Source organism: Streptomyces sp. SYSU D01066-1, from assembly GCF_054956795.1.
Genome location: NZ_JBUDHV010000038.1, coordinates 18,218 through 42,736 on the forward strand (window position 1 = coordinate 18,218; position 24,519 = coordinate 42,736).

Here is a 24,519-nt window from a genome sequence, read left to right on the forward strand (position 1 = left end):
GGCTACGCGGTCCGAGGAGGGAGCCACCGATGATTCTGCTCCGTCGCCTGCTGGGTGACGTGCTGCGTCGGCAGCGCCAGCGCCAGGGCCGTACTCTGCGCGAAGTCTCCTCGTCCGCCCGAGTCTCACTCGGCTATCTCTCCGAGGTGGAGCGGGGGCAGAAGGAGGCTTCCTCCGAACTGCTCTCCGCCATCTGCGACGCGCTGGACGTACGGATGTCCGAGCTCATGCGAGAAGTGAGCGACGAACTGGCCCTCGCCGAGCTGGCCCAGTCCGCCGCGGCCACCCCCAGCGAAACCGTTCCCACGCCGGTGCGTCCCATGCTGGGCTCCGTGTCGGTGACCGGTGTGCCACCGGAACGGGTCACGATCAAGGCGCCTGCCGAAGCGGTGGACGTCGTCGCCGCCTGAGCCGCACCGCCGCTGCCGGGCGGCCGGTGAGGCGAAGAGGAAGTGTGCAGGGCCCCGGCCGGGGCTTCTCCGGAGATCTGGAGAGGCGCGGTCGGGGTTTTCGCATGTCCGGGGGCGGTGGGCGGACGGGGTGCCGCCTTGGGGGTGGTGGGCGGGCGGTCGTCGGGGTGGTGGGCCGGCGGTCGTTGTGGGGGTGCGTTTGCCGGCGGTCGTCGTGCGGGTGCGTTTGCCGGTGATCGGTGCTGCGGTCATCGTGGAGGGACATGGCAGGGGGGCAATGGACGGGGGCGGCCCACGGAGGTGCGGATGTACGTCGTGAAGAGCCCGTTGTCCGACGCGGCCCTGAAGACCGTGTCGGAGGCGCTGCAGGGCGCCCTGGTCGACCTGGTGGACCTGGCCCTGGTGGCGAAGCAGATCCACTGGAACGTGGTGGGGCCGCGCTTCCGGTCCGTGCACCTTCAGCTCGACGAGGTCGTCAGCACCGCCCGCGCGCACTCGGACACGGTGGCGGAGCGTGCCGCCGCGCTGGGCGTCCCGCCCGACGGGCGTGCCGCGACCGTGGCCGTCGGCAGCGGGATCGGGGTGACGCCGGAGGGCTGGGTCGACGACTCGGCGGCGGTGGGCGCGATCGTGGTGGCGCTGGGCGCCGTGATCGGGCGGATGAGGGAGCGCATCGCGGCCACCGGTGATCCGGATCCGGTGTCGCAGGATCTCTTCGTCCGCGTCACGGCCGACCTGGAGAAGCAGCACTGGATGTTCCAGGCCGAGAATGGGTGAGGCCGGTCCTTCCGGGGCGTACACGGGCCTGGAGGTGACGGCCTGGAGGTGACGGAGCATGCCGGGACGGATAGCGCGCCGGGGGGCCGCGCTGGGACTGGGGGCGGTGTGGTGGTGGGCGGTGCTGCGGCTGACGCTGACGTCCGACGCGGGGGTGCTGGAGGGAGCGGTCGCTGCTTCGGGGTGGGGGCTGAGCGTGCTGCCGGTGCACTGTGTGGCGCAGCGGCGGACGGAGGGGGCGGTCCCGGCGGGGCGGTGGCGCGGGGCTTGGCGGGAGCGGCGTCAGGCGGGGGGCGGCGAGGGGCGCGGTGGCGGGGAGGGGGCGTAGCGGGGCGCGGTGGTGGTGGCGCGGCGGGGCCCTGGTGTGACCGGAGGGGCTGTCACCTGCGGGTACGAAAGCCGTGGGGGCGGGTGGCCGGGGACGCGGGGTGCGGGGCCGGACCCCGCTGGCAGGTGGGGCACCAGTAGGTCGGGCGGTCACGGGAGCCGTCGTTCTGGTCGGCCGACCGGATCGAGGTGCCGCAGCGCAGGCACGGACGGGACGCGCGGCCGTACACGAACAGGCCGGGGCTGCGGCGGCCCGTGGTGTTGCGGACCGGGCGGTCGCGGTTCGCCTCCAGGAGCCGTGCGGCGAGGGCGGGCAGGGCGGCGGCGCGGTCGGCGGGCAGGTCGCCGACGGGGAGCCACGGGGTGACGCCGAGCAGGAAGCACAGCTCGCTCTTGTACACGTTGCCGATGCCGGCCAGGTTGCGCTGGTCGAGCAGGGCGTCGCCCAGTGGACGGGCGGGGACCGCGAGCAGGTTGGCCAGGGCCCGGTCGGGGTGCCAGTCCGGGCCCAGCAGGTCGGGTCCCAGGTGGCCGACGGCCCGGTCCTCGTCGGCGGTACGGAGGAGTTCCAGGACCGGGAGGCGGTAGCCGACGGCGGTGCGGTCGGCGGTGCCCAGCACCACGCGGATCTGGTGGGCGGGGCCGCCGCTCCAGCGCCGGCCGGGGGCGAACACCTTCCAGGCGCCGTCCATCCGCAGGTGCGAGTGCAGGGTCAGGCCGCCCTCGATGCGGGTGAGCAGGTGCTTACCACGAGGGGTGACGTCCAGGACCGTACGGCCGGTGAGGTCGACGGTGGCGTACTGGGGGACGCGGAAGTCGGTGACGGTGAGCACCTTGCCCGCGAGGGCGTCGTGCAGCCGCTTGGCGGTCTGCCGGACCGTGTCTCCTTCGGGCATGGGTCAAGGGTGGCACGGGGCGTGTGTACCGCGAGGCGAGCGGGGGCGTGGGCGGAGGTCCGCGGCTGTGCCTCAGGCGCGGATCCGCAGGCCCCGGGGGGTGGCGATGAATCCCGCTTCCTCCAGGAGGGCGGCCGACGGGGAGGTCAGCGCGGCGGTGCCGTTGATCCGCTCCACGGTGACCGTGCCGACGGAGCCACCGCGCGCGGCGGCCGCGAGCGCCTGGGTGGCCGCCCGCAGCCGGGTGTCGTCGGTGACCGGGGTGTCCTGGGCGGCCGGCCAGGCCAGGAGCGTCTTGCCTCCGCGCTCCATGTAGACGGCCAGCTCCCCGTCGACGAGCACCACCAGGGAACCCGCCTTGCGGCCCGGCTTGTGCCCGGCACCGGCCGGGGGTTCGGGCCACGGGAGCGCCGCGCCGTACGCGTTGGCCGGGTCGGCGGCGGCCAGGACGACGGCGCGGGAGGCCGGGGCGGAGGGACGGCTGGGCCGGCCGGGACGACCGGGGACGTCGGTGGGCCCGGGACGCCCGGGGCGCGCGGGACCGCGGGAGCCGTGGGGGAAGCCGTCGCCGTGGCGTCTGCCGGTACCGCCGGGGTCGCCGGCGCCGGGAGCGTAGGCGCCGTAGTCGTCGTGGGCCCCGTGGCCGTTCGCCGGGACAGGGGCGGCGAAGTCGGTGTCGAGGGCGGGGAAGGGGTCGCCGGGGAGCGGGGTCGCGCCGCTGGACCGGTCGGGCTCTTCGGCGGCTCCCGGAGCCGTGCGGGGCCCGGCGGTGTCCCGGGGAGGGAAGCCGTCGGTGCGGGGCCCGCCGCTGTACGGGCCGTCACCGCGCTCGCGGGCGCTCGCGACCGCGCGGAGCCGGTCCACGGCGCCGTCCATCGCGAACTGGGCCGCGCCCAGTCCCTCCACCACATAGCCGCGCCGGGCCTGGCCGCTCTCCTCGAACACCGACAGCACGCGGTACGTCGCCGAGAAACCGCCCTCGACGCCCTCCGCGGCCACGGCGCCCCGGGTCACCACCCCGTGCCGGTCGAGCAGGGTGCGGGCCAGCGCGTGGGCGCGCACGGTGGGGTCGGTCTCCTGGGCGGGCAGCAGCGACCAGCGGCCCGCTACGGTCGGAGGCCCCGTACGGGAGGCGGGGCGGGCGGCGGCCGTGAGGGAGCCGTAGCGCCCGCGGGGGACTCCGCGTCTGGCGCGGTGCGCCGTGGAGCCCGCGGTGCGGCCCGAGCCGAGCAGGGAGCGCAGGGGAGCGAGCGTGTCGTTGGTCAGCAGACCGGACCAGACCAGGTCCCACAGGGCGTCGGCGAGCTGCGGGTCGGTCGCGTCGGGGTGGGCCGTCGCCCGGACCTGGTCGGCGATCTGGCGGAAGAACAGCCCGTAGCCACCCGAGAGGGCGTCCAGGACGGACTGGTGGAGGGCGGTCGTCTCCAGGGGGCGGGGCGGGGGCAGGAGGAGCGGGGCCGCGTCGGCGAGGTAGAGGGAGAGCCAGCCGTCCTTGCCGGGGAGCGAGCCTGCCCCGGCCCACACCACCTCGCCGGCGGCGGTCAGCTCGTCGAGCATCGCGGGGCTGTAGTCGGCCACCCGGGACGGAAGGACCAGCTTCTCCAGCGCGGAGGCCGGGACCGAGGCGCCTTGCAGCTGTTCGACCGCGCGCACCAGCCCGTCGATGCCGCGCAGCGTGTGGCCCTTGCCGACGTGCTGCCACTGGGGCAGGAACTGGGCCAGCGCGGGCGGCGGCACCGGCTCCAGCTCGTGCCGCAGCGCGGCCAGGGAGCGGCGGCGCAGCCGGCGCAGTACAGCCGCGTCGCACCACTCCTGGCCGATGCCGGCCGGGTGGAACTCGCCCTGGACGACCCGGCCCGCCGCCGCCAGCCGTTGCAGCGCGCCGTCGGTGACGGCCACGCCGAGACCGAAGCGGGCGGCGGCCGTGGCCGACGTGAACGGGCCGTGGGTGCGGGCGTAGCGCGCCAGGAGGTCGCCGAGCGGGTCCTTGACCGGTTCGGTGAACGCCTCGGGGACGCCGACGGGCAGTGCGGTGCCGAGCGCGTCGCGCAGTCGGCCCGCGTCCTCGATCGACGCCCAGTGGTCGGCACCCGCGATCCGGACCCTGATGGCGCGACGGGCGGCGGCCAGTTCCTGGGCCCACTGCGGTTCCGCGCCCCGCTCGGCCAGCTCGGCGCCGGTGAGCGGGCCGAGCAGCCGCAGGAGGTCCGCCACGCCCTCCACGTCCTTGACGCGGCGGTCCTCGGTGCGCCACTGCAGTTCTTGCTCCAGCTCGGTCAGCACCTCGGCGTCGAGCAGCTCGCGCAGTTCAGCCTGGCCGAGCAGCTCGGCCAGCAGCCGGGAGTCCAGGGAGAGCGCGGCGGCGCGGCGCTCGGCGAGCGGAGAGTCACCCTCGTAGAGGAACTGGGCCACGTAGCCGAAGAGGAGGGAGCGGGCGAAGGGGGAGGGGGCGGCTGTCGTGACCTCGACCAGACGGACCTTGCGGGACTCCACGTCGCCCATCAGCTCGACGAGTCCGGGAACGTCGAAGACGTCCTGGAGGCACTCGCGGACCGCCTCCAGCACGATCGGGAACGAGCCGAACTCGCTCGCCACCTCCAGCAGCTGGGAGGCGCGCTGCCGCTGCTGCCAGAGCGGGGTGCGCCGGCCGGGATCGCGGCGCGGCAGCAGGAGCGCGCGGGCCGCGCACTCGCGGAACCGGGAAGCGAACAGGGCCGAGCCGCCGACCTGATCGGTGACGACCTGGTCGACCTCGTCCTTGTCGAGGAGGACGTCCGCGGCGCCCACGGGGGCCCGGTCCGCGTCGTAGGCGGTGCCGGCCTCGCGCGGTTCCTGGTCGAGCAGGTCCAGACCCATCAGATCGGCGTCCGGCAGTCGCAGCACGATGCCGTCGTCGGCGTGCATGACCTGCGCGTCCATGCCGTACCGCTCGGACAGGCGGGCACCCAGGGCCAGGGCCCAAGGGGCGTGGACCTGGGCGCCGAAGGGGGAGTGGACCACGACCCGCCAGTCGCCCAGCTCGTCGCGGAAGCGCTCGACCACGATGGTGCGGTCGTCGGGGACGTGGCCGCAGGCCTCGCGCTGCTCGGCGAGGTAGGACAGGACGTTGGCCGCGGCGCGGTCGTCCAGGCCGGCGGCGAGGAGGCGTGACCGGGCGTCCTCCTCGGTGAGCGAACCGATCTCGCGGAGGAAGGCGCCGAGGGCCCGGCCCAGCTCCAGCGGGCGGCCCAGCTGGTCGCCCTTCCAGAAGGGCAGCCTGCCCGGTACACCGGGGGCCGGGGAGACCAGGACGCGGTCGCGCGTGATGTCCTCGATGCGCCAGGAGCTGGTGCCGAGCGTGAAGACGTCCCCCACCCGGGACTCGTACACCATCTCCTCGTCCAGCTCGCCGACCCGGCCGCCGCCCTTCTTCGGGTCGGCTCCGGCGAGGAACACCCCGAAGAGTCCGCGGTCGGGGATCGTGCCGCCCGAGGTGACGGCGAGGCGCTGGGCGCCGGGGCGGCCGGTGACGGTGCCGGCGACCCGGTCCCAGACCACGCGGGGGCGCAGCTCGGCGAAGGCGTCGGACGGGTAGCGGCCCGCGAGCATGTCCAGGACGGCGGTGAACGCCGACTCCGGGAGCGAGGCGAAGGGGGCGGCCCGGCGGACCGTGGCCAGCAGGTCGTCGACCTGCCAGGTGTCCAGGGCCGTCATCGCCACGAGCTGCTGGGCGAGGACGTCCAGGGGGTTCGCGGGGATCCTCAGGGACTCGATGGCGCCGGCCCGCATCCGCTCGGTGACCACGGCGGCCTGGACGAGGTCGCCGCGGTACTTCGGGAAGACCACGCCCGTGGAGACGGCGCCGACCTGGTGGCCGGCGCGGCCGACGCGCTGCAGGCCGGAGGCCACGGACGGGGGTGACTCCACCTGGACGACGAGGTCGACCGCGCCCATGTCGATGCCCAGCTCCAGGCTGGAGGTGGCGACCACGGCGGGCAGGCGGCCCGCCTTGAGGTCCTCCTCGACCTGGGCGCGCTGCTCCTTGGAGACCGAACCGTGGTGGGCGCGGGCGATCACGGGCGGGGCGCCCCGGGCGGCGCCCGAGCCGCCCATCAGCTCGGCGGGGGAGTGGTGCTCGTCCAGGGGCTCGCCGGTCTCTCGTTCGTAGGCGATCTCGTTGAGCCTGTTGCACAGGCGCTCCGCCAGGCGGCGGGAGTTCGCGAAGACGATGGTGGAGCGGTGGGACTGGACGAGGTCCGCGATGCGCTCTTCGACGTGCGGCCAGATCGAGGGGCGCTCCGCGCCGTCGTCGGCGTCGGCGACCGGGGAGCCGCCCAGCTCACCCAGGTCGTCGACCGGGACGACGACGGAGAGGTCGAACTCCTTGGCGGACGGGGGCTGGACGACCGCGGCCCTGCGGCGCGGGGAGAGGAAGCGGGCGACCTCGTCGACGGGGCGGACCGTGGCGGACAGGCCGATGCGGCGGGCGGGGCGGGGGAGGAGCTCGTCGAGGCGCTCCAGGGAGAGCGCGAGGTGGGCTCCGCGCTTGGTGCCGGCGACCGCGTGGACCTCGTCGAGGATGACGGTCTCCACGCCGGTCAGGGCGTCGCGGGTGGCCGACGTCAGCATGAGGAAGAGGGACTCGGGGGTGGTGATCAGGATGTCCGGGGGGCGGGTGGCCAGCGCGCGGCGTTCGGCGGCCGGGGTGTCGCCGGAGCGGATGCCGACCTTGATCTCGGGTTCGGGCAGGCCGAGGCGGACGGATTCCTGACGGATGCCGGTGAGGGGGCTGCGCAGGTTGCGCTCCACGTCGACGGCGAGGGCCTTGAGGGGGGAGACGTAGAGGACGCGGCAGCGCTTCCTCGGGTCGGCGGGCGGGGGTGCCGAGGCCAGCTGGTCCAGGGCGGCGAGGAAGGCGGCCAGGGTCTTGCCGGAGCCGGTGGGGGCGACGACCAGCACGTCCGAGCCCTCCGCGATGGCTCCCCACGCGCCTGCCTGGGCGGCTGTGGGCGCGGAGAAGGCACCCGTGAACCAGCCGCGGGTCGCGGGGGAGAAGCCGTCCAGGGCTCGGTGCGCGGAGCTGACCATGCGTCCATCGTGCACCCCGGCACTGACAATCGGGCTGGGCGCGGGTGCCCCGGCGCGGCCGCGGGTTCGGCGGGGGCGCGCAGTGCCCACGGCGGAGGCGGCGGGCCGGGGCCGGGCAAGGGGTGCCCGTTCTCGGAACGGCGCGGCACCGGTCGGCCACGGGAAGGGAGCGGGCCGGCGGGCCGACCGCCGCGCGCGGACACCCCCCCGCTCCGGCCCCTGCCGGCCGCACGCCGGCGCGGGTGCGTTCTGAGCGGGGAAGGAGAATGGGACGCATGGGACACGGTGAGCGGGCGCGGCACTGGCGGTTCGCCGCGTTGCCCGGCGTCGATCTGCTGCGGGCCCGGTACATACGGCAGTCGTTCGTGCGGCACACGCACGAGCACTTCGTGATCGCGGCCATCTACGCCGGGGTGGAGGTCTTCCACCACGGCGGGGGCGATGTGTACGCGGGGGCCGGCGATCTCGCGCTGGTCAATCCGGACACCCCGCACACCGGCCGGGCGGGGGTGCCGGAGGGGTGGCGGTACGGGGCCGTGTATCCGTCGCCGGAGGTGGTGGCGGCGATCGCCGCGGAGACCACCACGTTGCGGGGGACGCCCGGGTTCGTCCGGCCGGTGATGAGCGATCCGTACACCGTGGAGCTGGTGCGGCGGGTGCTGCGGGCCGCCGACGAGGGGGAGGCCCTGGCCGCCGACACCCTGCTGCGGGTGGCCGTGACCCGGCTGCTGCGACTGAACGGCGGGACGCTGCCCGGACGGGAGGTACGGTCGGCGGGGGCGCGGGTCGCGGCACGCGCGCGTGGCGTGCTGGAGGAGCGGATGGCCGATCCGCCCGGTCTCGAGGCGCTGGCCGCGGGGCTGGGGACCGGGCCGTTCGCGTTGCTGCGGGCCTTCCGGGACGCCTACGGCATGCCGCCGCACACCTGGCTGACCGACGCCCGGGTACGTCGTGCGCGGCTGCTGCTGGACGCCGGGACGGCCCCGGCCGAGGTCGCGGCCCTGGTGGGGTTCACGGACCAGCCGCATCTGAACCGGCACTTCACACGGATCGTGGGCGTTCCGCCAGGGGCGTACCAACGTGAGCGCAAGAACGTACAAGACGCTCGGCGGTAGCCGGTCCTACCGTCCGGAGGGTGGCAGCGGAACAGTCGGTGGTTCAAGAGATCGTGCGCAGGCCTGACGCGGCCGTCGTGCGGGACGCGTTGGGAGTCGGCGTCGCGGTGGGCCTGTCCGGGTTCGCCTTCGGGGTCACCTCGGCGGGCGGTGGGCTCAGCCTGGCGCAGACCTGCGCGCTCAGCCTGCTGGTGTTCACCGGGGCGTCCCAGTTCGCGCTCGTGGGGGCGCTCGCGGCCGGCGGGAACCCCTTCACGGCCGCGGCCGGGGCCTTCTTCCTCGGGGCGCGCAACGCCTTCTACGGGCTGCGGCTGTCGCAGCTGCTGGCCCTGCCCCGGGTGGTGCGGCCGTTCGCCGCCCAGTGGGTCATCGACGAGACGGCCGCGGTCGCGCTGGCCCAGCCGACGCGGCGGGCCGCGCGGATCGGGTTCACGGTCACCGGCCTCAGCCTCTACGTGCTGTGGAACCTCACCACGTTGCTGGGCGCGCTCGGGGCAAAGGCCATCGGGGACACCGATGCCTGGGGTCTCGACGCGGCCGGCCCCGCGGTCTTCCTGGCGCTGCTCGGGCCGATGCTGAAGACCTCGGCCGAACGGACGGTCGCCGGGCTCGCGGTGGTGCTGGGACTCGGTCTGCTGCCGGTGCTGCCCGCCGGTACGCCGGTGCTGGTCGCGGCGCTGGCCGCGCCGGCCGTCCTGTGGGCGCGGGGGCGTCGTGGGCGGGAGGACGCGCGATGAGCGTCTGGGCGGCGATCGGCTTGACCACGCTGGGGTGCTACGCGGTCAAGCTCGCCGGGCTGCTGGTGCCCGCGGGCGCCCTGGAGCGGCCCGTGGTGCGCCGGCTGGCCGCTCTGCTGCCCGTCGCCCTGCTCGCCGCCCTCACGGCGCAGCAGACCTTCGCCGACGGGCGGGCGCTCGTGCTGGACGCGCGGGCCGCGGGGGTCGCGGCGGCGGCCGTCGCGCTGGTCCTGCGCGCGCCGTTCCTGCTGGTCGTCGGAGTGGCGGTGGCGGTGACCGCCGGGGTGCGGGTCCTGGGCGGGTGAGCGGGCCGGGTCGGGGGACGGCCGGGGTGCGGGTCCTGGGCGGGCCAGCGGGGAGCGAGCGGTGGGCGTCGGGGGAGCGGGACTGCGGTTTCGGCCATGCGGCAGACCGCAGGGCGGGAAGTGGCCCCGGCAGGTGCCGTGCGGAGGGCCCGCACCCGGGGGCGGGATACTGGAGGCATGCGGTTGACGGTCTTCTGGCAGCGGATGGCGGAGCATTTCGGTTCGGGCTACGCCGACACCTTCGCGCGCGACCACGTGATGACGGAGCTGGGCGGGCGCACGGTGAACGAGGCGCTGAACGCCGGCTGGGACGCCAAGGACGTGTGGCAGGTGGTCTGCGCGGTCATGGACGTGCCACAGGAGAAGCGCTGAATCGTCACGAAGATCGCCGGACGGCGTCCGGCTGTCGGCGGCATGGGCGAAACTGGGACCGTGGCATCCACTGACGAGACCGGGCGGGAAGCCCCGCACTCATCCCCGTCCGGCCCCACGCCGCCCGCCGGGCCCCCGGCCGGTCCCGCCGGACCGGCCGTCGGCATGCCGCGCTGGCTGCCCAGGGCCATGGTGCTGGCCCTCACGCTCTACGCCGTCTTCCAACTGAGCAGCTGGGCCTTCCACCAGCTCACCGGGCTGTTGATCAATGTCCTCATCGCCTTCTTCCTGGCGCTGGCCATCGAGCCCGCGGTGAGCTGGATGGCCGCGCGCGGCCTGCGCCGGGGACTGGCCACGTTCCTCGTCTTCATCGCGGTACTGATCGCCGCCGCGGGGTTCGTCACACTGCTCGGTTCCATGCTCGCCGGACAGATCGTCAAGATGGTCGAGGACTTCCCCGAGTACCTCGACTCCGTCATCAACTGGATCAACGGCCACTTCCACACCGAGCTGAGACGGGTCGACATCCAGGAGGGACTGCTCCGTTCCGACTGGCTGCGCAACTACGTGCAGAACAGCGCCACCGGGGTCCTGGACGTGTCCGCGCAGGTCCTCGGCGGGCTCTTCCAGCTGCTCACCGTCACCCTGTTCGCGTTCTACTTCGCCGCCGACGGCCCGCGGCTGCGCCGGGCGCTGTGCTCCGTCCTGCCGCCCGCCCGGCAGGCCGAGGTGCTGCGCGCGTGGGAGATCGCCGTGGACAAGACCGGCGGTTACCTGTACTCGCGCGGTCTGATGGCGCTGGTCTCCGGCATCGCGCACTACATCCTGCTGGAGGTCCTGGAGGTGCCCTACGCGCCCGCGCTCGCGGTGTGGGTGGGGCTGGTGTCGCAGTTCATCCCGACCATCGGCACCTATCTCGCCGGTGCCCTGCCGATGCTGATCGCCTTCACGGTCAACCCCTGGTACGCGCTCTGGGTGCTGGGTTTCGTGGTGATCTACCAGCAGTTCGAGAACTACGTGCTGCAGCCCAAGCTGACCTCCAAGACCGTCGACATCCATCCCGCGGTCGCCTTCGGCTCGGTCGTCGCGGGCACCGCGCTCCTCGGCGCCGTCGGCGCCCTGATCGCCATCCCGGCGGTCGCCACGCTCCAGGCGTTCATGGGCGCGTACATCAAGCGGTACGACGTCACGGACGATCCCCGGGTCCACGGGCGCCGGGGCCGGGGGCCGGGGCCGGGAGCGGTCACGCGCGTGCGGCGACTGTGGGCCAGGTGGTCGACGGGGCCGGCGTCGGACCGGCCCAGGGACGGCTCCTCCTGAGCGGCGGGGCGGTGGGAGCGGGGCCGTGACCGGTCAGGGCTTCCGGGGCCAGGCGCCCTCGCCGCAGTCATCGCCGCCGTCCTGACCGCGGTCCCCGGGCCGGGACCGGCGGTGGTGGTGGGACGCGCCCTCGCGGCCGGCCGGCGCACCGTTCCTCGGCGCCGCGTCCCTGGAGCGGCGGTCTCGGCAGGGGCGCGCGGTGCGCTTGACACGAAAATCGAACATCCATTCTCATGGGGGCGTCGGCAGGCACCCCCGATGGGCGGTTCGGCTGGCTATGGACGGATATGCACCCGGGTTGTCCACAGGCCGGACCTGCGTCGGGGCGCATTGTCAGTGGCAGGCGTTAGCGTCTTTGACGTGAAGCGATCGACTCAAGCAAATCGGGTGGAACCCATGGCAGGAACCGACCGCGAGAAGGCCCTGGACGCCGCTCTCGCACAGATTGAACGGCAATTCGGCAAGGGTGCGGTCATGCGCATGGGCGACCGGACCAAGGAGCCCATCGAGGTCATCCCGACCGGGTCGACCGCGCTCGACGTGGCCCTCGGCGTGGGCGGACTCCCGCGCGGCCGTGTCGTGGAGATCTACGGCCCCGAGTCCTCCGGCAAGACGACCCTGACCCTGCACGCCGTGGCGAACGCGCAGAAGGCCGGCGGCCAGGTCGCCTTCGTGGACGCGGAGCACGCCCTCGACCCCGAGTACGCCAAGAAGCTCGGCGTCGACATCGACAACCTGATCCTCTCCCAGCCGGACAACGGCGAGCAGGCCCTGGAGATCGTGGACATGCTGGTCCGCTCCGGCGCCCTCGACCTCATCGTCATCGACTCCGTCGCGGCGCTCGTCCCGCGTGCGGAGATCGAGGGCGAGATGGGCGACAGCCACGTCGGTCTGCAGGCCCGGCTGATGAGCCAGGCCCTGCGGAAGATCACCAGCGCGCTCAACCAGTCCAAGACCACGGCGATCTTCATCAACCAGCTCCGCGAGAAGATCGGCGTGATGTTCGGCTCCCCGGAGACCACGACCGGTGGCCGCGCGCTGAAGTTCTACGCCTCGGTGCGCATCGACATCCGGCGCATCGAGACACTGAAGGACGGCACGGAGGCGGTCGGCAACCGCACCCGCTGCAAGGTCGTCAAGAACAAGGTCGCCCCTCCCTTCAAGCAGGCCGAGTTCGACATCCTCTACGGCCAGGGCATCAGCCGCGAGGGCGGCCTGATCGACATGGGCGTGGAGAACGGCTTCGTCCGCAAGGCCGGCGCCTGGTACACGTACGAGGGCGACCAGCTCGGGCAGGGCAAGGAGAACGCCCGTAACTTCCTGAAGGACAACCCCGACCTCGCCAACGAGATCGAGAAGAAGATCAAGGAGAAGCTGGGCGTGGGCGTGCGTCCCGAGGAACCGGCCGCCGAGCCGGGCAAGGACACCGCGGTACCCGCCGCTCCGGCCGCCGCCGCGACGTCGGTGCCGACGCCCGCCGCCAAGGCCACCAAGTCCAAGGCCGCGGCTGCCAAGAGCTGACCCGTGACGCGACGAACCGACTGGGCCGAGTACGACGCCAGCCCGTCCGCCCCGGCGCGTCGGCGCGGACGGGTCGGACCGGACGGGCCGGACGGACCGGGTGGCGAGGGGGGCGACGGAGCGGTCGAGGACGGGTATGACGACCCGTACCCCCACGACGACCCGTTCCCGTACGGCATCGATGCGCCGTACGGGAACGGGACGGAGGAGCCTCCGGCGGAAGGCGGCGGGGGCCGTGGGGGCGACTCACGCGGGGGCGGCGGTGGGGCGCGTCGGGGCGGTGGCCGGGCGCGGGTCCGGGGCACGGACGGTTCCCGGGGGCGCCGCGCGCGCGACCGCGGTGACGGGACCGCGCAGGACGGAGGCACCACTTCCCCGTCGAGGGCCGAGGAGGGGGAGCCTCCGCGGGACCCGGTCGAGCAGGCACGGGCGATCTGCCTGCGCCTGCTCACCGGGACCCCGCGCACACGCAGGCAACTCGCCGACGCCCTGCGCAAGAAGGAGATTCCGGAAGACGCCGCGGAGGAGGTGCTGTCCCGGTTCGAGGAGGTCGGCCTGATCGATGACGGCGCCTTCGCGGACGCCTGGGTGGAGTCCCGGCACCACGGCCGGGGGCTCGCCCGGCGCGCGCTCGCCCGCGAGCTGCGGACCAAGGGCGTCGACTCCTCCCTCATCGACGAGGCGGTCTCCCGGCTCGACCCCGAGCAGGAGGAGGAGACCGCGCGTGAGCTGGTCGCCCGGAAACTGCGCTCCACCCGCGGGCTCGACCGGGACAAGCGGCTGCGCCGGCTCGCGGGCATGCTGGCCCGCAAGGGCTACTCCGAGGGCATGGCCCTGAGGGTGGTCCGCCAGGCGTTGGAAGAGGAGGGCGAGGACGCGGAGGCCCTCGGGGAAGGGGACGGGAGCGGAGACGCGACGTCGTTCTGACCGGGGCGGAGCGGTACGGACCGGGGCACGCTATGGCACCGGGGGCACACCATGGCGTCCTGGTCCACTCCATGACACCTCGGGGTGCTCCGTGAAGCTCCGGGGCACTCCCGGTGCGCACGATCACCCGGCGGGCCGGCCGCGACGCCGAGGAGGCCGGCGACCTGCGGGCAGTCATCGGCCGGCCCCGCCTGTACGACGCCGGAGCAAGGCGGGGAGGGGCCGCGGCCATGATCCGGACACGGCACCACCGTTCTACGGCGAGTTCGGCGCCTGGAGCGGTGGCCGCAGCACGGGCAGCCCGGCCGCCCGCCAGGCCTGGAAGCCGCCGGTCAGATCGGTGGCCCGGCGCAGGCCCAGGCGGTGCAGGGACTCCGCCGCCAGGCTGGAGGCGTACCCCTCGTCGCAGAGCACGACGATCCGCAGGTCATGGCCGGTGGCCTCGGGAACGCGGTGGCTGCCCCGGGGGTCCAGCCGCCACTCCAGTTCGTTGCGCTCGATCACCAGGGCGCCGGGGACCAGGCCGTCCCGCTCGCGCAGTGCGGCGTACCGGATGTCGACCAGGAGCGCCTCACCCGCCTCGGCGGCCCGGTGCGCTTCGCGCGGCCCGATCCGCTCGTAGGTCTGACGCACCCGCTCCAGCAGGGCGTCGATCCCGACCGGCCCGTCGTCCATCCCCGGCCTCCCGCTCCCTTTGCGCCCGTCCGGACCGCTCACCGCCAGTCCTCCGGGCGTTCGACCCGCTCCAGACGCAGGACGGGGCCGGTACGGCTGTAGCGGCGCATCAGCGGCAGCGGCGGGTAGTAGGCGTGGACCGAGACGGCGTGCTGGTCCGGGGAGTCGTTGAGCACCTCGTGCACATGGTGCCGGCCGAAGGCACGCCCCTGCCCGGCCGGCAGCCGACGCTCCCGGTCCACGCCGTCGGCCAGCTCCAGGGTGCGCCAGGCGTGGGTGGGCAGCCGGGCGGCGAGCGCGTTCTCCCTCAGCTCGCCGGCGGCGGTGACGAAGGCGCCCACCGAGTCGGCGTGGTCGTGCCAGCCGGTACCGGTGCCGGGCGGCCAGCCGATCAGCCACGCCTCACTGCCGGCCGGCCCCTCCAGCCGTACCCAGGTGCGGCCCTGGGGGTCGAGGGGGAGCGAGGCGATGAGCGCGGTGTCGGCGGCGGCGTGCCGCGCGAAGGCGAGGAGGTCCGCTTGGGTGGGCGCGGCGACGCGGGCCGGCGCAGGGGCGGCGGAAGAGGCGGAAAAGGCGGAAGAAGGGAACGAGACAGACACGGTTACCGTCCGGGAGTTCGCGGGAGCGCGCGGAGGCGTGCGAAGCGGCGCGCTCGGGAGAGGGGGGGCGAATTCAGCAGGACGGACGACACACGCAGCCCGCGTAGCGGACGAGGTCCATGTGGACCCGCCGCCACAGGCGTACATCGGTGCCGGTCATGATCCGGAGTACACCATGACCGCGCGGACCGGTCAACTCACCGTCACCACGCGGTCGGCGCGGTGACGGTGAGCGCTGTCTCAGCCGGAGGCCGCCGATGCCTGGGGCGCCGATGCGGATGCCGATGCGGACGCTGATGCCGCGGGCCGCTCTGCCCAGCCCAGTGCCGCCTCGGCCGCCGTGTACAGGTCGGCCGGGCGGACCCCGTTCAACGCCGTGACGAGGTGGCCGTCGGGCCGCACCAGCAGCACGGTGTGGGCGCCGGCGCCCGGATAGCCCTCGGTGACCAGCAGCTCGGCGCGGCACGGCAGCGCGGTCACCGCCGCGGCCAGCCGGGGCATGATGCCAGCGGTCACCCAGTGCCTGCGCTCCCAGACACCGGTACCCGGCGCGACCAGCACCACCAGCAGCGCCCCGCGCCCCAGCCGGTCCCGCAGCCGGACGAAGGTGCCGTCCTCCGCGGTCACCCGTACGTCGCTGACCTGCTCGCCCGGTGCCGTACCGACCGCGATCTCCCCGTCGAGGCGCGGAGGCGCGAGCGGCGAATCGATGTACGCCCCCGGCGCACCGAGCGTTCCGCGCCCCAGGTGACCGTCCGTGAGCAACGCGTCGTGCCCCCGGGACGAGCCGGGGACGTACCCGCGCAGTCCGCCACCGCCGCGCAGCAGTGGCAGGGCCTGGTCGGCGGCGCGCAGCCGGGCGGCGACCGCCGTGCGCCGCTCCGCCTGGTAGCTGTCGAGGAGCGCATCGTTCGGTCCGTGGTGCCAGGCCAGCGCCAGCTTCCAGGCCAGGTTGTCGGCGTCCCGCAGCCCCTCGTCGAGCCCCTGGGTGCCGATTGAGCCGAGCAGGTGCGCCGCGTCCCCGGCGAGCAGCACCCGGCCGGCACGCCAGCGGCGGGCCAGACGGTGGTGGACGATGTGGACGCCGGTGTCGAGGAGTTCGTACGCCGGGGCGGTCCCGCCGTGCCAGCCGGCGAGGGTCTCCCGGACCCGGGTGACCAGCAGTTCCGGCGTGACCAGGTCCTTGCCCGGAAGCAGCAGCCAGTCCAGGCGCCACACCCCGTCGGGCAGGGGGCGGCCGGTGATCTCGCCGGCCGACGGGCCCGACGTACGCCACGGCGGCGACCGGTGGAGCAACGCTTCTTCACCCCACGGCAGTTCGGTGCGCAGGGCGGCGACGGCGTGCCGTTCCACCGCGGTGCGGCCGGGGAAGCGGATGTCCTGGAGCTTGCGCACGGTGGAGCGCGGGCCGTCGCAGCCGACCAGGTAACTGCCGCGCCACCAGGTGCCCTCGGGGCCGCGGGTGTGGGCGGTGACGCCGGAGGGCTCCTGCTCCACGGCGTCCACTCGGCTGTCCACGGCGATCCTCACGTGGGACTCACGGGCCAGGGCCGTGCGCAGCGCGCCGGTCAGCAGGTGCTGGGCGATGTGCAGCGGGGCCGGATCGGTGTCGTCGAAGGTGATCTCGCGCGTCACCTGCCTGCGTCGCATCGCCCGCCATCCGGTCCAACGGAGACCGGCCCGGTCGAGCGGCGTGCCCGTGAGCCGTTCCAGGAGGGCGACGGTGTCCTGGGGCAGGACGACGGTGCGCGCGGGGCGCGGTTCGTCCTTGCCCGGCCCCTCGTCGAGGACGACGCAGGGCACCTCCTGCCGGGCCAGGGCCAGGGCGAGCGCGAGCCCGACGGGCCCCGCTCCGACGATGATCACCGGGTCCACGGCGCGGTGCCCCCTGCCCGCTGCGGTGTCCGCGGGGACACAGGTGAACAGGACGTTGGAGCAGGGTGCACGATCACAGAACGTATGCAACCCATTGCCGGTGTCCCCGTCAAGCGACGGAGGCAGTGGCGATCATGCCACTGCCTCCGTATCGGCCATGCTGATGGTCGTACCGGTGGTCGCGCCGGTACTCGAACCGGTGATCGCACCGGTCGTACTGGTGCTCCAGGGTGAGGTGACCGGCCGTCAGACCGCCGCGGTCCCGGCGGCCGCCTGGTCGTCGGCGGCCTTGAGGACCGCTCCGGTCGACTTCTTGCCCTGCCGCAGCCGGCGCTCCAGCCAGCTCGCGAAACTGGTGAGGGCGAAGTTGATCGCGATGTAGATCACGGCCACCACCGTGAAGCTGGCGATGGTGTTGGCGCCGTAGTAGCCGCTCATCGTGTTGGCCGAGGACAGCAGCTCGGAGAAGGTCAGGACGGCGCCGCCGAGGGCGGTGTCCTTCACGATCACGACGAGCTGGCTGACGATGGCCGGCAGCATCGCGGTGACCGCCTGCGGCAGCAGGATCAGCCGCATCAGCTGGCCCTTGCGCAGACCGATCGCCATGGCCGCCTCGGACTGGCCCCTGGGCAGGGTCAGGATGCCCGCCCGGACGATCTCGGCGAGGACCGAGGCGTTGTAGAGCACCAGACCCGTGACGACCGCGTACAGCGGACGGTCGTCCGAGCTGACGTCGGTGTACTCGGCGAACAGCGCCAGACCGAAGATCATCAGGACCAGGACGGGAATGGAGCGGAAGAACTCCACCACGATCCCGGCGGGGATCCGCACCCAGGCGTGGTCCGACAGCCGGGCGATGCCGAACACGGCGCCGAGCGGCAGCGCTATCACCACCGCGAGGGCGGCCGCCGTGAGGGTGTTCTCCAGCCCCGGCCAGATGTACGTCGACCAGGCCTCGGTGCCGGTGAAGAACATCTCCCACTTGGCCCACTCCAGCTGGCCCTTGTCCTGGAGGGTGGTGATGACCCACCACAGGAGGGCTGCGAGGGCGACCACGAAGACCGCGGTGAGGACGACGTTGCGCCGCTTGGCCCGGGGGCCCTGGGCGTCGTAGAGAACGGAGCTCATCGCTTCACCGCCACCTTCTTGCCCACCCAGCCCAGGATCAGGCCGGTCGGCAGCGTCAGAATCACGAAACCGAGGGCGATGACCGCGGAGATCAGCAGCAGCTGGGCCTCGTTCTCGATCATCTCCTTCATCAGCAGCGCCGCCTCGGCGACACCGATCGCGGCGGCCACCGTGGTGTTCTTGGTGAGCGCGATCAGCACGTTCGCCAGCGGCGTCACCGAGGAGCGGAACGCCTGGGGGAGCACCACCAGGCTCAGCACCTGGCTGAAGCTGAGGCCGATGGCCCGCGCCGCCTCGGCCTGGCCGACCGGCACCGTGTTGATGCCGGAGCGCAGCGCCTCACAGACGAAGGCCGAGGTGTAGAGGATCAGGCCCAGGACGGCGAGCCGGAAGTTGAGCGACTCGAAGTCGCCCTCGGCGCCGAGGGTGACGCCCAGGGTCTGGCTCAGGCCCAGGGACGAGAACAGGATGATGACGGTGAGCGGAATGTTCCGCACGATGTTGACGTACGCGGCCCCGAAACCGCGCATCAGCGGGACCGGGCTGACGCGCATGGCGGCCAGCAGAGTGCCCCAGATCAGGGAGCCGACGGCCGACAGCAGGGTGAGCTGCACCGTCGTCCAGAAGGCTCCCAGCAGGTCGTAGTCTTCCAAGAAGTCGAACACGATCTCCCGCGCTTTCGCGTGTAGGGGTGCCCGGACAGGGTGCGCCGGCCCCCACCCGGGACGGCGCACCCTGTGTCGGGCGCGGCCTCAGCTCTTGATGTCGCCGATCTTCGGCGCGGGCTCGTTCTCGTAGTTCGCGGGGCCGAAGTTGTCCTTCACGGCCTTGTCCCAGGAGCCGTCGGAGACCATGTCCTCAAGAGCGGTGTTGATCTTGTCCTTGAGGTCGCTGCCCTTCTTGACGCCGATGCCGTAGTTCTCGTTGGTCATCTCGAAGCCGCCGAGCTTGAACTTGCCCTTGAACTGCGACTGCGCGGCGTAACCGGCGAGGATCGAGTCGTCCGTGGTCAGCGCGTCGATGGCGCCGTTCTGCAGACCGGTCAGACAGGCCGAGTACGTCGGGTAGTTCTGGAGCTGGGCCTTGGGGGCCAGCTTGTCCTTGACGTTCTGCGCGGAGGTCGAGCCGGTGACCGAACACAGCTTGGCGTTGTTCAGGTCCTCCGGCGACTTGATCTCGTTGTCGTCGGCACGGATCAGCACGTCCTGGTGCGCGAGCAGGTACGGGCCGGCGAAGTCGACCTTGGCGGCGCGCTCGTCGGTGATCGAGTAGGTCGCGGCGATGAAGTCGACGTCACCGCGCTGCAGCATGGTCTCGCGGTCGGCGCTCTTCGACTCCTTCCACTCGATCTGGTCCTCGCTGTAGCCGAGCTTCTTGGCGACGTACGTCGCGATGTCCACGTCGAAGCCCTCGTAGCCGTCCGGCGTCTTCTGGCCGAGGCCGGGCTGGTCGAACTTGATGCCGATGGTGATCTTCTTGCCGCCCCCGGAGGAGCCGCTGTCGTCGCCGTCGTCGGAACCGCAGGCGGTGGCGGACAGGGCGAGGGCGAGCACGGTGGCCGAGGCGGCGGTGACCTTGAGGAGCTTCATGGTGAACATCCTTTGACTGTGTCCAGACGAGCAGATGAGGCCGTCGAGCGCGGGTGACGTGGGCCGGTGACGCGGGGATGCCGGTCGCGTCAGTGGTGCAGGATCTTCGACAGGAAGTCCTTGGCGCGGTCGCTGCGCGGGTTGCTGAAGAACTGGTCCGGCGTGGCCTCCTCGACGATCCGGCCGTCCGCCATGAAGACCACGCGGTTGGCCGCCGACCGGGCGAAGCCCATCTCGTGCGTGACCACGATCATCGTCATGCCGTCCCGGGCGAGCTGCTGCATGACCTCCAGCACCTCGTTGATCATCTCCGGGTCGAGCGCCGAGGTCGGCTCGTCGAAGAGCATGACCTTCGGGTCCATGGCCAGCGCCCGGGCGATCGCGACGCGCTGCTGCTGGCCGCCGGAGAGCTGGGCCGGGTACTTGTCCGCCTGGGCGCCCACACCGACCCGGTCGAGCAGGGCGCGCGCCTTCTCCTCGGCCTTCGCCTTGTCGGCCTTGCGGACCTTGACCTGGCCCAGGACCACGTTGTCGAGCACCGTCTTGTGCGCGAAGAGGTTGAAGGACTGGAAGACCATGCCGACGTCGGCCCGCAGCCGCGCCAGCTCCCTGCCCTCCTGGGGCAGCGGCTTGCCGTCGATCGTGATGGCCCCGGAGTCGATCGTCTCCAGGCGGTTGATGGTGCGGCACAGGGTGGACTTACCGGACCCGGAGGGCCCGATCACCACGACGACCTCGCCGCGGGCGATCGTCAGATCGATGTCCTGGAGCACGTGCAACGCGCCGAAGTGCTTGTTGACATCCTTCAGTACGACCAGGTCGCCGGTCTCGGCCACATCCTGCTTGGCCACCGATACTTCGGTCATCGCTCTGAGGCTCCGTCCTCCTCGGTTTTGGAGGACAGTAATGACGCCGCACGACCTGCGTCATTACATCTGAGGGGAATCTGAGCATCACGATCCGATAGCAATCGGACACGTGTCGTAGCGCTTGCCGGCAAGGCGCATATCGGCCGGATAACTTCGGGGCCTCCGCGACCGGAACCCCCTTGACGCCGTCCCCGTCCATCAGCGTGACTGCACGGGTACGCGCGCGTGCCGACGCGTCCGTGATCGTTGTACTCGTGCCGGGCGTACGGCGGGTGAACCGAAGGGGGACCGGATGAGACTGCTGCTCGTCGAGGACGACAACCACGTCGCCGCCGCCCTGTCCGCGATCCTGACCCGCCACGGCTTCGACGTCACCCACGCGCGCAACGGCGAGGAGGCGCTGCGCGCGCTGGTGCCCGAGAGCGACGGCTTCGGCGTCGTCCTGCTCGACCTGGGCCTGCCCGACCAGGACGGGTACGAGGTCTGCGGCAAGATCCGCAAGCGCACCGCCACCCCGGTGATCATGGTGACCGCCCGCTCCGACGTCCGCTCCCGCATCCACGGACTCAACCTGGGCGCCGACGACTACGTGGTCAAGCCGTACGACACCGGGGAACTGCTGGCCCGTATCCACGCCGTCAGCCGGCGCACCGCCCACGAGGACGCGCCGGGCGCGGAGCACGAGGTGCGCCTCGGGACCGTCCACATCGAGCTGGCCACGCGCCAGGTGCGGGTGGACGGCATGGTAGTCCAGCTCACCCGCAAGGAGTTCGACCTGCTCGCCCTGCTCGCCCAGCGCCCCGGGGTGGTCTTCCGCCGGGAACAGATCATCAGCGAGGTCTGGCGCACCAGTTGGGAGGGGACGGGGCGCACCCTGGAGGTGCACGTCGCCTCCCTGCGCTCCAAGCTGCGCAGGCCGGCCCTGATCGAGACCGTCCGCGGCGTCGGCTACCGCCTCGTCGTCCCCACCGCGTAGCGGGTCCGGGTGCGCGCACGTCTCCTTCCGCTGCTGATCGTCCTGATGGCGGCCGTGCTGCTCGCGTTCGGCGTGCCGCTGGCGGTCAGCGTGGCCCGGGCCGAGCAGCAGGAGGCGGTCGTCGACCGCATCGACGACACGGCGCGGTTCGCGTCGCTGGCCCAGTTCGTCGGCGACGCGCCCTCCGGGTCGCGCACCACGCCCACCGAGCGTCTTGAGACCCTGCAGAGCGAGCTGATCAGCTACTACGAGGTCTACGGCATCCGGGCGGCCGTCTTCTACACCAATCACATCCCCATGGCCAACGCCCCGACGACCTGGTTCCTCCCCCAGGAGGGCGAGGCGCGCGACGCCTTCGACGAGGCGCTGCTCAGCCGTCGCAGCCATGACCCCGAGCAGGTGTGGCCCTGGGAGGACGGCCGCCTCGTGGTGGCGTCACCGGTCATCCGGGACGGCGACGTCGTCGCGGTCGTGGTCACCGACTCGCCCACCGGACCGATGCGGTCGAGGACCCTGGACGGCTGGCTGGTCATCGCCGCCGGCGAGATCGCCGCGATGTCGCTGGCCGTCGGCGCCGCCCTCCGGCTCACCGGCTGGGTGCTGCGCCCCGTACGCGTCCTGGACGCCACCACCCACGACATCGCCACCGGCCGTCTCAAGTCCCGGGTCGCCCCGTCCGGAGGACCTCCGGAACTGCGGCGCCTGGCCCGGTCGTTCAACGAGATGGCGGACAACGTCGAGGACGTGCTGGAGCAGCAGCGCGCCTTCGTCGCCGACGCCTCCCACCAACTGCGCAACCCGCTGGCCGCGCTGCTGCTCCGCATCGAACTGCTCGCCTACGAACTGCCCGAGGGCAACCAGGAGATCGCCTCCGTGCAGACCGAGGGCAAGCGCCTGGCCCGCGTCCTGGACGACCTGCTCGACCTGGCGCTGGCCGAGCACGCCGCGCCCGACCTGAAGGTCACCGACATCGGCGCGCTGGCCGCCGAGCGGGTCGCGGCCTGGTCGCCGACCGCCGCCGCCAAGGGGGTGGTGCTGGCCGGCGACTGCCCGCCGACCACCGCCTGGGCCGACCCCGTGGCGCTCTCCAGCGCCCTGGACGCGGTGATCGACAACGCGGTGAAGTTCACGCCCGCAGGCGAGACCGTCCAGGTCACGGTAGCCGCCGACGGCACCGCCGCGACCGTCGTCGTCGCCGACCGCGGCCCCGGCCTGACCGACGAGGAACTCGCCCGCGTCGGCGACCGTTTCTGGCGCAGCGGCCGGCACCAGAACATCAAGGGTTCCGGCCTCGGCCTGTCCATCTGCCGCGCCCTGCTCGCCGCCGGCGGCGGCACGATGAGCTACGGCCACCACCACCCGCACGGGCTGGAGGTGACGGTCTCGGTGCCGAGGCACCGGCCGTGAGGTGCAGGGCCGGTAGACCGTGACGGTCAGGGCTTGACGGAGGCGTAGTAGCGCCGGGCGCCCTCGTGGAGCTGGAGGGGATCGGTGTAGATCGCCGTACGCAGGTCGACCAGCTGGGCGGAGTGGACGTGCGCCCCGATGCCGTCCCGGCTCTCGATCACCGTCCGGGTCAGCCACTCGGTGATCCGGGGATCGGCGTCGTCCCGGGTGATCAGTACGTTGGCCACCGCCATGGTCGCCACCGGATAGCCGGTCTGCACCGTGGGGTAGGCCGACTCCGGCACGTTGGTGGCCCGGTAGTACCGGGTGGGACCGGGCTGGTCGTGCAGCTCGGCGACGATGTCCTCCTCGATCGGAACGAACCGGAACGACGGCTTCTTGGCGATCCGCTGCAGCCCGTCGGTGGGCAGCCCGCCCGACCAGAAGAACGCGTCCAGACCGTTCCCCAGCCGCTCCGGCCCGGTGTCGATGCCGTCGGAGGACGGCGTGATGTCCGTCTCGGGGTCGATCCCCGCGGCCTTCAGCACCCGGGTGGCGATCAGCCGCACGCCCGAGTCCGGCAGCCCGACGGCCACCCGCTTGCCCCGCAGGTCGGCGACGGACTGGACCGTCGAGTCGGCCGGGACGACGAGCTGTACGTAGTCGTCGTACAGCCGCGCCACACCGCGCAGCCGGTCCGCGCCGGGACGGTCGTCGAAGGCGTACGTCTCCACCGCGTCGGCCGCGGCGACCGCGTAGTCGGCCTTGCCGGCCGCCACCCGCGCGACGTTCTCCTGGGATCCGGCGCTGGTGAGCAGCCGCACCCTCAGTCCCGGCATGTCCTCGCGCAGCTCGGTGCGGAGCAGTTCGCCGTACTCGTGGTAGACGCCCGCGCGCGTGCCGGTGCTGAACGTGATCGTGCCCCTCGGCGGTTTCTCACCCAGCGGCAGCAGCCACCACAGCAGCAGACCGAGCACGACGACGGCCACCGCCGCGCCCTGCGGGACACGGCGGCGGCCGACACGGGAGAACAGGGTGGGCATGGCCGTGATCCTGCCAGCCCGCATGCGCGCTGACCAGGGCGGCCGGGAGCGGAGGCCGATTGTCACAGGCGGTCGTTACAGTCGGGCGCATGAGTACGCCCCCTGTCCGCCGTACGGGTTCCTCCGCCGCCGCCGGTCGCACGAGCGGGTCCCCCGCCGACCTGGTCCGCGCCTTCCACCACGCCTTCGGGCTGGACGTCCGCGACACCCCGGCGCGGGTGGCGCCGCGACTGGCCGCCCACCGCGCCGACCTGCTCGCCGAGGAGGCCGCCGAGGTCGCCGAGGTCTCCGTCGAGGGCCCGCTCGACCGGCTCGCGCACGAACTGGCCGACGTGGTCTACGTCGCCTACGGCACCGCCCTGGTCCACGGCATCGACCTGGACGCGGTGATCGCCGAGATCCACCGGTCCAACATGACCAAGCTGGGCCCCGACGGCCAGGTCAGCCGCAGAGCCGACGGCAAGGTCCTCAAGGGCGAGCACTACGAGGCCCCGGACGTGGCGGGGGTGCTGCGCCGGCAGGGGTGGAGGCCCGACGGCGGGGAGTGACGCCGGACGGCGGGGAGTGGCGCCCGACGGCGAGGAGTGAGAAGCGCGGCGGCGGGG

At 73.1% G+C, this 24,519-nt stretch carries 23 protein-coding genes and 1 pseudogene; 13 read left to right on the plus strand and 11 right to left on the minus strand.

All coding sequences use genetic code 11. The annotated features are described in order from the left end of the window. Nucleotides 1-29: 29 nt before the first annotated feature. From ACY1JF_RS26475 to ACY1JF_RS26485, 3 genes are all read left to right on the plus strand, one after another. Nucleotides 30-410, plus strand: coding sequence for a helix-turn-helix domain-containing protein (locus ACY1JF_RS26475; protein ID WP_399950121.1), 381 nt, complete (start codon nucleotides 30-32; stop codon nucleotides 408-410). Between the two features lie 306 nt (nucleotides 411-716). Further along, nucleotides 717-1,187 (plus strand): Dps family protein, encoded by a 471-nt coding sequence (locus ACY1JF_RS26480; protein WP_462707768.1) that lies wholly within the window; start codon nucleotides 717-719, stop codon nucleotides 1,185-1,187. 58 nt (nucleotides 1,188-1,245) lie between these two features. Then, a complete protein-coding gene (locus ACY1JF_RS26485; RefSeq protein WP_462707769.1) occupies nucleotides 1,246-1,515 on the plus strand; it encodes a hypothetical protein in 270 nt (89 codons plus the stop codon). Between the two features lie 52 nt (nucleotides 1,516-1,567). Here ACY1JF_RS26485 and ACY1JF_RS26490 read toward each other — a convergent pair whose 3' ends face one another. Together ACY1JF_RS26490 and ACY1JF_RS26495 are read right to left on the minus strand one after the other, a co-directional pair. Then, nucleotides 1,568-2,410 carry a DNA-formamidopyrimidine glycosylase family protein gene (locus ACY1JF_RS26490; protein WP_462707770.1) on the minus strand — a complete coding sequence of 281 codons (843 nt, stop codon included), beginning with the start codon at nucleotides 2,408-2,410 and terminating at the stop codon, nucleotides 1,568-1,570. Nucleotides 2,411-2,482: 72 nt separating this feature from the next. Then, nucleotides 2,483-7,477, minus strand: a complete 4,995-nt coding sequence (locus ACY1JF_RS26495) for an ATP-dependent helicase (protein WP_462707771.1) — start codon at nucleotides 7,475-7,477, stop codon at nucleotides 2,483-2,485. A 275-nt stretch (nucleotides 7,478-7,752) separates the two neighbouring features. On the opposite strand from ACY1JF_RS26495, the pseudogene ACY1JF_RS26500 reads away from it, so the two are divergent. From ACY1JF_RS26500 to recX, 7 genes and pseudogenes are all read left to right on the plus strand, one after another. Beyond that, nucleotides 7,753-8,589, plus strand: a pseudogene (locus ACY1JF_RS26500) (AraC family transcriptional regulator); the annotation flags it as partial. A 23-nt stretch (nucleotides 8,590-8,612) separates the two neighbouring features. Further along, entirely contained in the window at nucleotides 8,613-9,329 is a 717-nt protein-coding gene (locus ACY1JF_RS26505) for an AzlC family ABC transporter permease (protein WP_462707772.1), read from the plus strand. Then, nucleotides 9,326-9,634, plus strand: a complete 309-nt coding sequence (locus ACY1JF_RS26510) for an AzlD domain-containing protein (RefSeq protein ID WP_462707773.1) — start codon at nucleotides 9,326-9,328, stop codon at nucleotides 9,632-9,634. The genes ACY1JF_RS26505 and ACY1JF_RS26510 overlap by 4 nt, the downstream gene beginning before the upstream one ends. A 177-nt stretch (nucleotides 9,635-9,811) precedes the next feature. Continuing rightward, nucleotides 9,812-10,006 carry a DUF3046 domain-containing protein gene (locus ACY1JF_RS26515; RefSeq protein WP_462707774.1) on the plus strand — a complete coding sequence of 65 codons (195 nt, stop codon included), beginning with the start codon at nucleotides 9,812-9,814 and terminating at the stop codon, nucleotides 10,004-10,006. A 60-nt stretch (nucleotides 10,007-10,066) separates the two neighbouring features. Continuing rightward, nucleotides 10,067-11,326, plus strand: a complete 1,260-nt coding sequence (locus tag ACY1JF_RS26520; protein ID WP_462707775.1) for an AI-2E family transporter — start codon at nucleotides 10,067-10,069, stop codon at nucleotides 11,324-11,326. A gap of 396 nt (nucleotides 11,327-11,722) precedes the next feature. Further along, entirely contained in the window at nucleotides 11,723-12,847 is a 1,125-nt protein-coding gene (gene recA, locus ACY1JF_RS26525) for a recombinase RecA (protein ID WP_462707776.1), read from the plus strand. A 3-nt stretch (nucleotides 12,848-12,850) separates the two neighbouring features. After that, nucleotides 12,851-13,774, plus strand: a complete 924-nt coding sequence (gene recX, locus ACY1JF_RS26530; RefSeq protein ID WP_462707777.1) for a recombination regulator RecX — start codon at nucleotides 12,851-12,853, stop codon at nucleotides 13,772-13,774. Nucleotides 13,775-14,029: 255 nt separating this feature from the next. Here the strand turns inward: recX and ACY1JF_RS26535 are convergent, their stop codons facing one another. From ACY1JF_RS26535 to ACY1JF_RS26570, 8 genes are all read right to left on the minus strand, one after another. After that, nucleotides 14,030-14,449, minus strand: coding sequence for a rhodanese-like domain-containing protein (locus tag ACY1JF_RS26535; protein WP_462707778.1), 420 nt, complete (start codon nucleotides 14,447-14,449; stop codon nucleotides 14,030-14,032). Between the two features lie 38 nt (nucleotides 14,450-14,487). Continuing rightward, the gene (locus ACY1JF_RS26540) at nucleotides 14,488-15,048 is read right to left on the minus strand and encodes a cupin domain-containing protein (protein ID WP_462707779.1); all 561 of its coding nucleotides are present in this window, start codon (nucleotides 15,046-15,048) and stop codon (nucleotides 14,488-14,490) included. A 73-nt stretch (nucleotides 15,049-15,121) separates the two neighbouring features. Next, nucleotides 15,122-15,208, minus strand: coding sequence for a putative leader peptide (locus ACY1JF_RS26545; protein ID WP_360027292.1), 87 nt, complete (start codon nucleotides 15,206-15,208; stop codon nucleotides 15,122-15,124). 80 nt (nucleotides 15,209-15,288) lie between these two features. Next, nucleotides 15,289-16,923, minus strand: coding sequence for an FAD-dependent monooxygenase (locus tag ACY1JF_RS26550; protein ID WP_462707780.1), 1,635 nt, complete (start codon nucleotides 16,921-16,923; stop codon nucleotides 15,289-15,291). A 246-nt stretch (nucleotides 16,924-17,169) separates the two neighbouring features. Next, nucleotides 17,170-18,051 (minus strand): amino acid ABC transporter permease, encoded by an 882-nt coding sequence (locus ACY1JF_RS26555; RefSeq protein ID WP_462707781.1) that lies wholly within the window; start codon nucleotides 18,049-18,051, stop codon nucleotides 17,170-17,172. Continuing rightward, nucleotides 18,048-18,716, minus strand: coding sequence for an amino acid ABC transporter permease (locus ACY1JF_RS26560; RefSeq protein ID WP_462707782.1), 669 nt, complete (start codon nucleotides 18,714-18,716; stop codon nucleotides 18,048-18,050). Before ACY1JF_RS26560 ends, ACY1JF_RS26555 begins: the two co-directional genes overlap by 4 nt. A gap of 87 nt (nucleotides 18,717-18,803) precedes the next feature. After that, a complete protein-coding gene (locus ACY1JF_RS26565; protein WP_462707815.1) occupies nucleotides 18,804-19,640 on the minus strand; it encodes a glutamate ABC transporter substrate-binding protein in 837 nt (278 codons plus the stop codon). Nucleotides 19,641-19,729: 89 nt separating this feature from the next. Continuing rightward, nucleotides 19,730-20,506: an amino acid ABC transporter ATP-binding protein gene (locus ACY1JF_RS26570; protein ID WP_462707783.1), complete on the minus strand. Its 777-nt coding sequence runs from the start codon at nucleotides 20,504-20,506 to the stop codon at nucleotides 19,730-19,732. A gap of 295 nt (nucleotides 20,507-20,801) precedes the next feature. Between ACY1JF_RS26570 and ACY1JF_RS26575 the strand changes: the two genes are divergently transcribed. Both ACY1JF_RS26575 and ACY1JF_RS26580 read left to right on the plus strand, forming a co-directional pair. Further along, nucleotides 20,802-21,485 (plus strand): response regulator transcription factor, encoded by a 684-nt coding sequence (locus ACY1JF_RS26575; RefSeq protein WP_462707784.1) that lies wholly within the window; start codon nucleotides 20,802-20,804, stop codon nucleotides 21,483-21,485. A 9-nt stretch (nucleotides 21,486-21,494) separates the two neighbouring features. Then, nucleotides 21,495-22,892 carry a sensor histidine kinase gene (locus ACY1JF_RS26580; RefSeq protein ID WP_462707785.1) on the plus strand — a complete coding sequence of 466 codons (1,398 nt, stop codon included), beginning with the start codon at nucleotides 21,495-21,497 and terminating at the stop codon, nucleotides 22,890-22,892. 26 nt (nucleotides 22,893-22,918) lie between these two features. Here the strand turns inward: ACY1JF_RS26580 and ACY1JF_RS26585 are convergent, their stop codons facing one another. Beyond that, the gene (locus ACY1JF_RS26585) at nucleotides 22,919-23,914 is read right to left on the minus strand and encodes a TAXI family TRAP transporter solute-binding subunit (protein WP_462707786.1); all 996 of its coding nucleotides are present in this window, start codon (nucleotides 23,912-23,914) and stop codon (nucleotides 22,919-22,921) included. 89 nt (nucleotides 23,915-24,003) lie between these two features. On the opposite strand from ACY1JF_RS26585, the gene ACY1JF_RS26590 reads away from it, so the two are divergent. Next, nucleotides 24,004-24,462 carry a pyrophosphohydrolase domain-containing protein gene (locus ACY1JF_RS26590; protein WP_462707787.1) on the plus strand — a complete coding sequence of 153 codons (459 nt, stop codon included), beginning with the start codon at nucleotides 24,004-24,006 and terminating at the stop codon, nucleotides 24,460-24,462. Nucleotides 24,463-24,519: the final 57 nt, after the last annotated feature.

Coding starts and splice junctions, on each gene's coding strand:
- ACY1JF_RS26475 (WP_399950121.1), top strand. CDS start 30: ATGATTCTGCTCCGTCGCCTGCTGGGTGACGTGCTGCGTCGGCAGCGC.
- ACY1JF_RS26480 (WP_462707768.1), top strand. CDS start 717: ATGTACGTCGTGAAGAGCCCGTTGTCCGACGCGGCCCTGAAGACCGTG.
- ACY1JF_RS26485 (WP_462707769.1), top strand. CDS start 1,246: ATGCCGGGACGGATAGCGCGCCGGGGGGCCGCGCTGGGACTGGGGGCG.
- ACY1JF_RS26490 (WP_462707770.1), bottom strand. CDS start 2,410: ATGCCCGAAGGAGACACGGTCCGGCAGACCGCCAAGCGGCTGCACGAC.
- ACY1JF_RS26495 (WP_462707771.1), bottom strand. CDS start 7,477: ATGGTCAGCTCCGCGCACCGAGCCCTGGACGGCTTCTCCCCCGCGACC.
- ACY1JF_RS26510 (WP_462707773.1), top strand. CDS start 9,326: ATGAGCGTCTGGGCGGCGATCGGCTTGACCACGCTGGGGTGCTACGCG.
- ACY1JF_RS26515 (WP_462707774.1), top strand. CDS start 9,812: ATGCGGTTGACGGTCTTCTGGCAGCGGATGGCGGAGCATTTCGGTTCG.
- recA (WP_462707776.1), top strand. CDS start 11,723: ATGGCAGGAACCGACCGCGAGAAGGCCCTGGACGCCGCTCTCGCACAG.
- ACY1JF_RS26535 (WP_462707778.1), bottom strand. CDS start 14,449: ATGGACGACGGGCCGGTCGGGATCGACGCCCTGCTGGAGCGGGTGCGT.
- ACY1JF_RS26545 (WP_360027292.1), bottom strand. CDS start 15,208: ATGACCGGCACCGATGTACGCCTGTGGCGGCGGGTCCACATGGACCTC.
- ACY1JF_RS26555 (WP_462707781.1), bottom strand. CDS start 18,051: ATGAGCTCCGTTCTCTACGACGCCCAGGGCCCCCGGGCCAAGCGGCGC.
- ACY1JF_RS26565 (WP_462707815.1), bottom strand. CDS start 19,640: ATGAAGCTCCTCAAGGTCACCGCCGCCTCGGCCACCGTGCTCGCCCTC.
- ACY1JF_RS26570 (WP_462707783.1), bottom strand. CDS start 20,506: ATGACCGAAGTATCGGTGGCCAAGCAGGATGTGGCCGAGACCGGCGAC.
- ACY1JF_RS26575 (WP_462707784.1), top strand. CDS start 20,802: ATGAGACTGCTGCTCGTCGAGGACGACAACCACGTCGCCGCCGCCCTG.
- ACY1JF_RS26585 (WP_462707786.1), bottom strand. CDS start 23,914: ATGCCCACCCTGTTCTCCCGTGTCGGCCGCCGCCGTGTCCCGCAGGGC.
- ACY1JF_RS26590 (WP_462707787.1), top strand. CDS start 24,004: ATGAGTACGCCCCCTGTCCGCCGTACGGGTTCCTCCGCCGCCGCCGGT.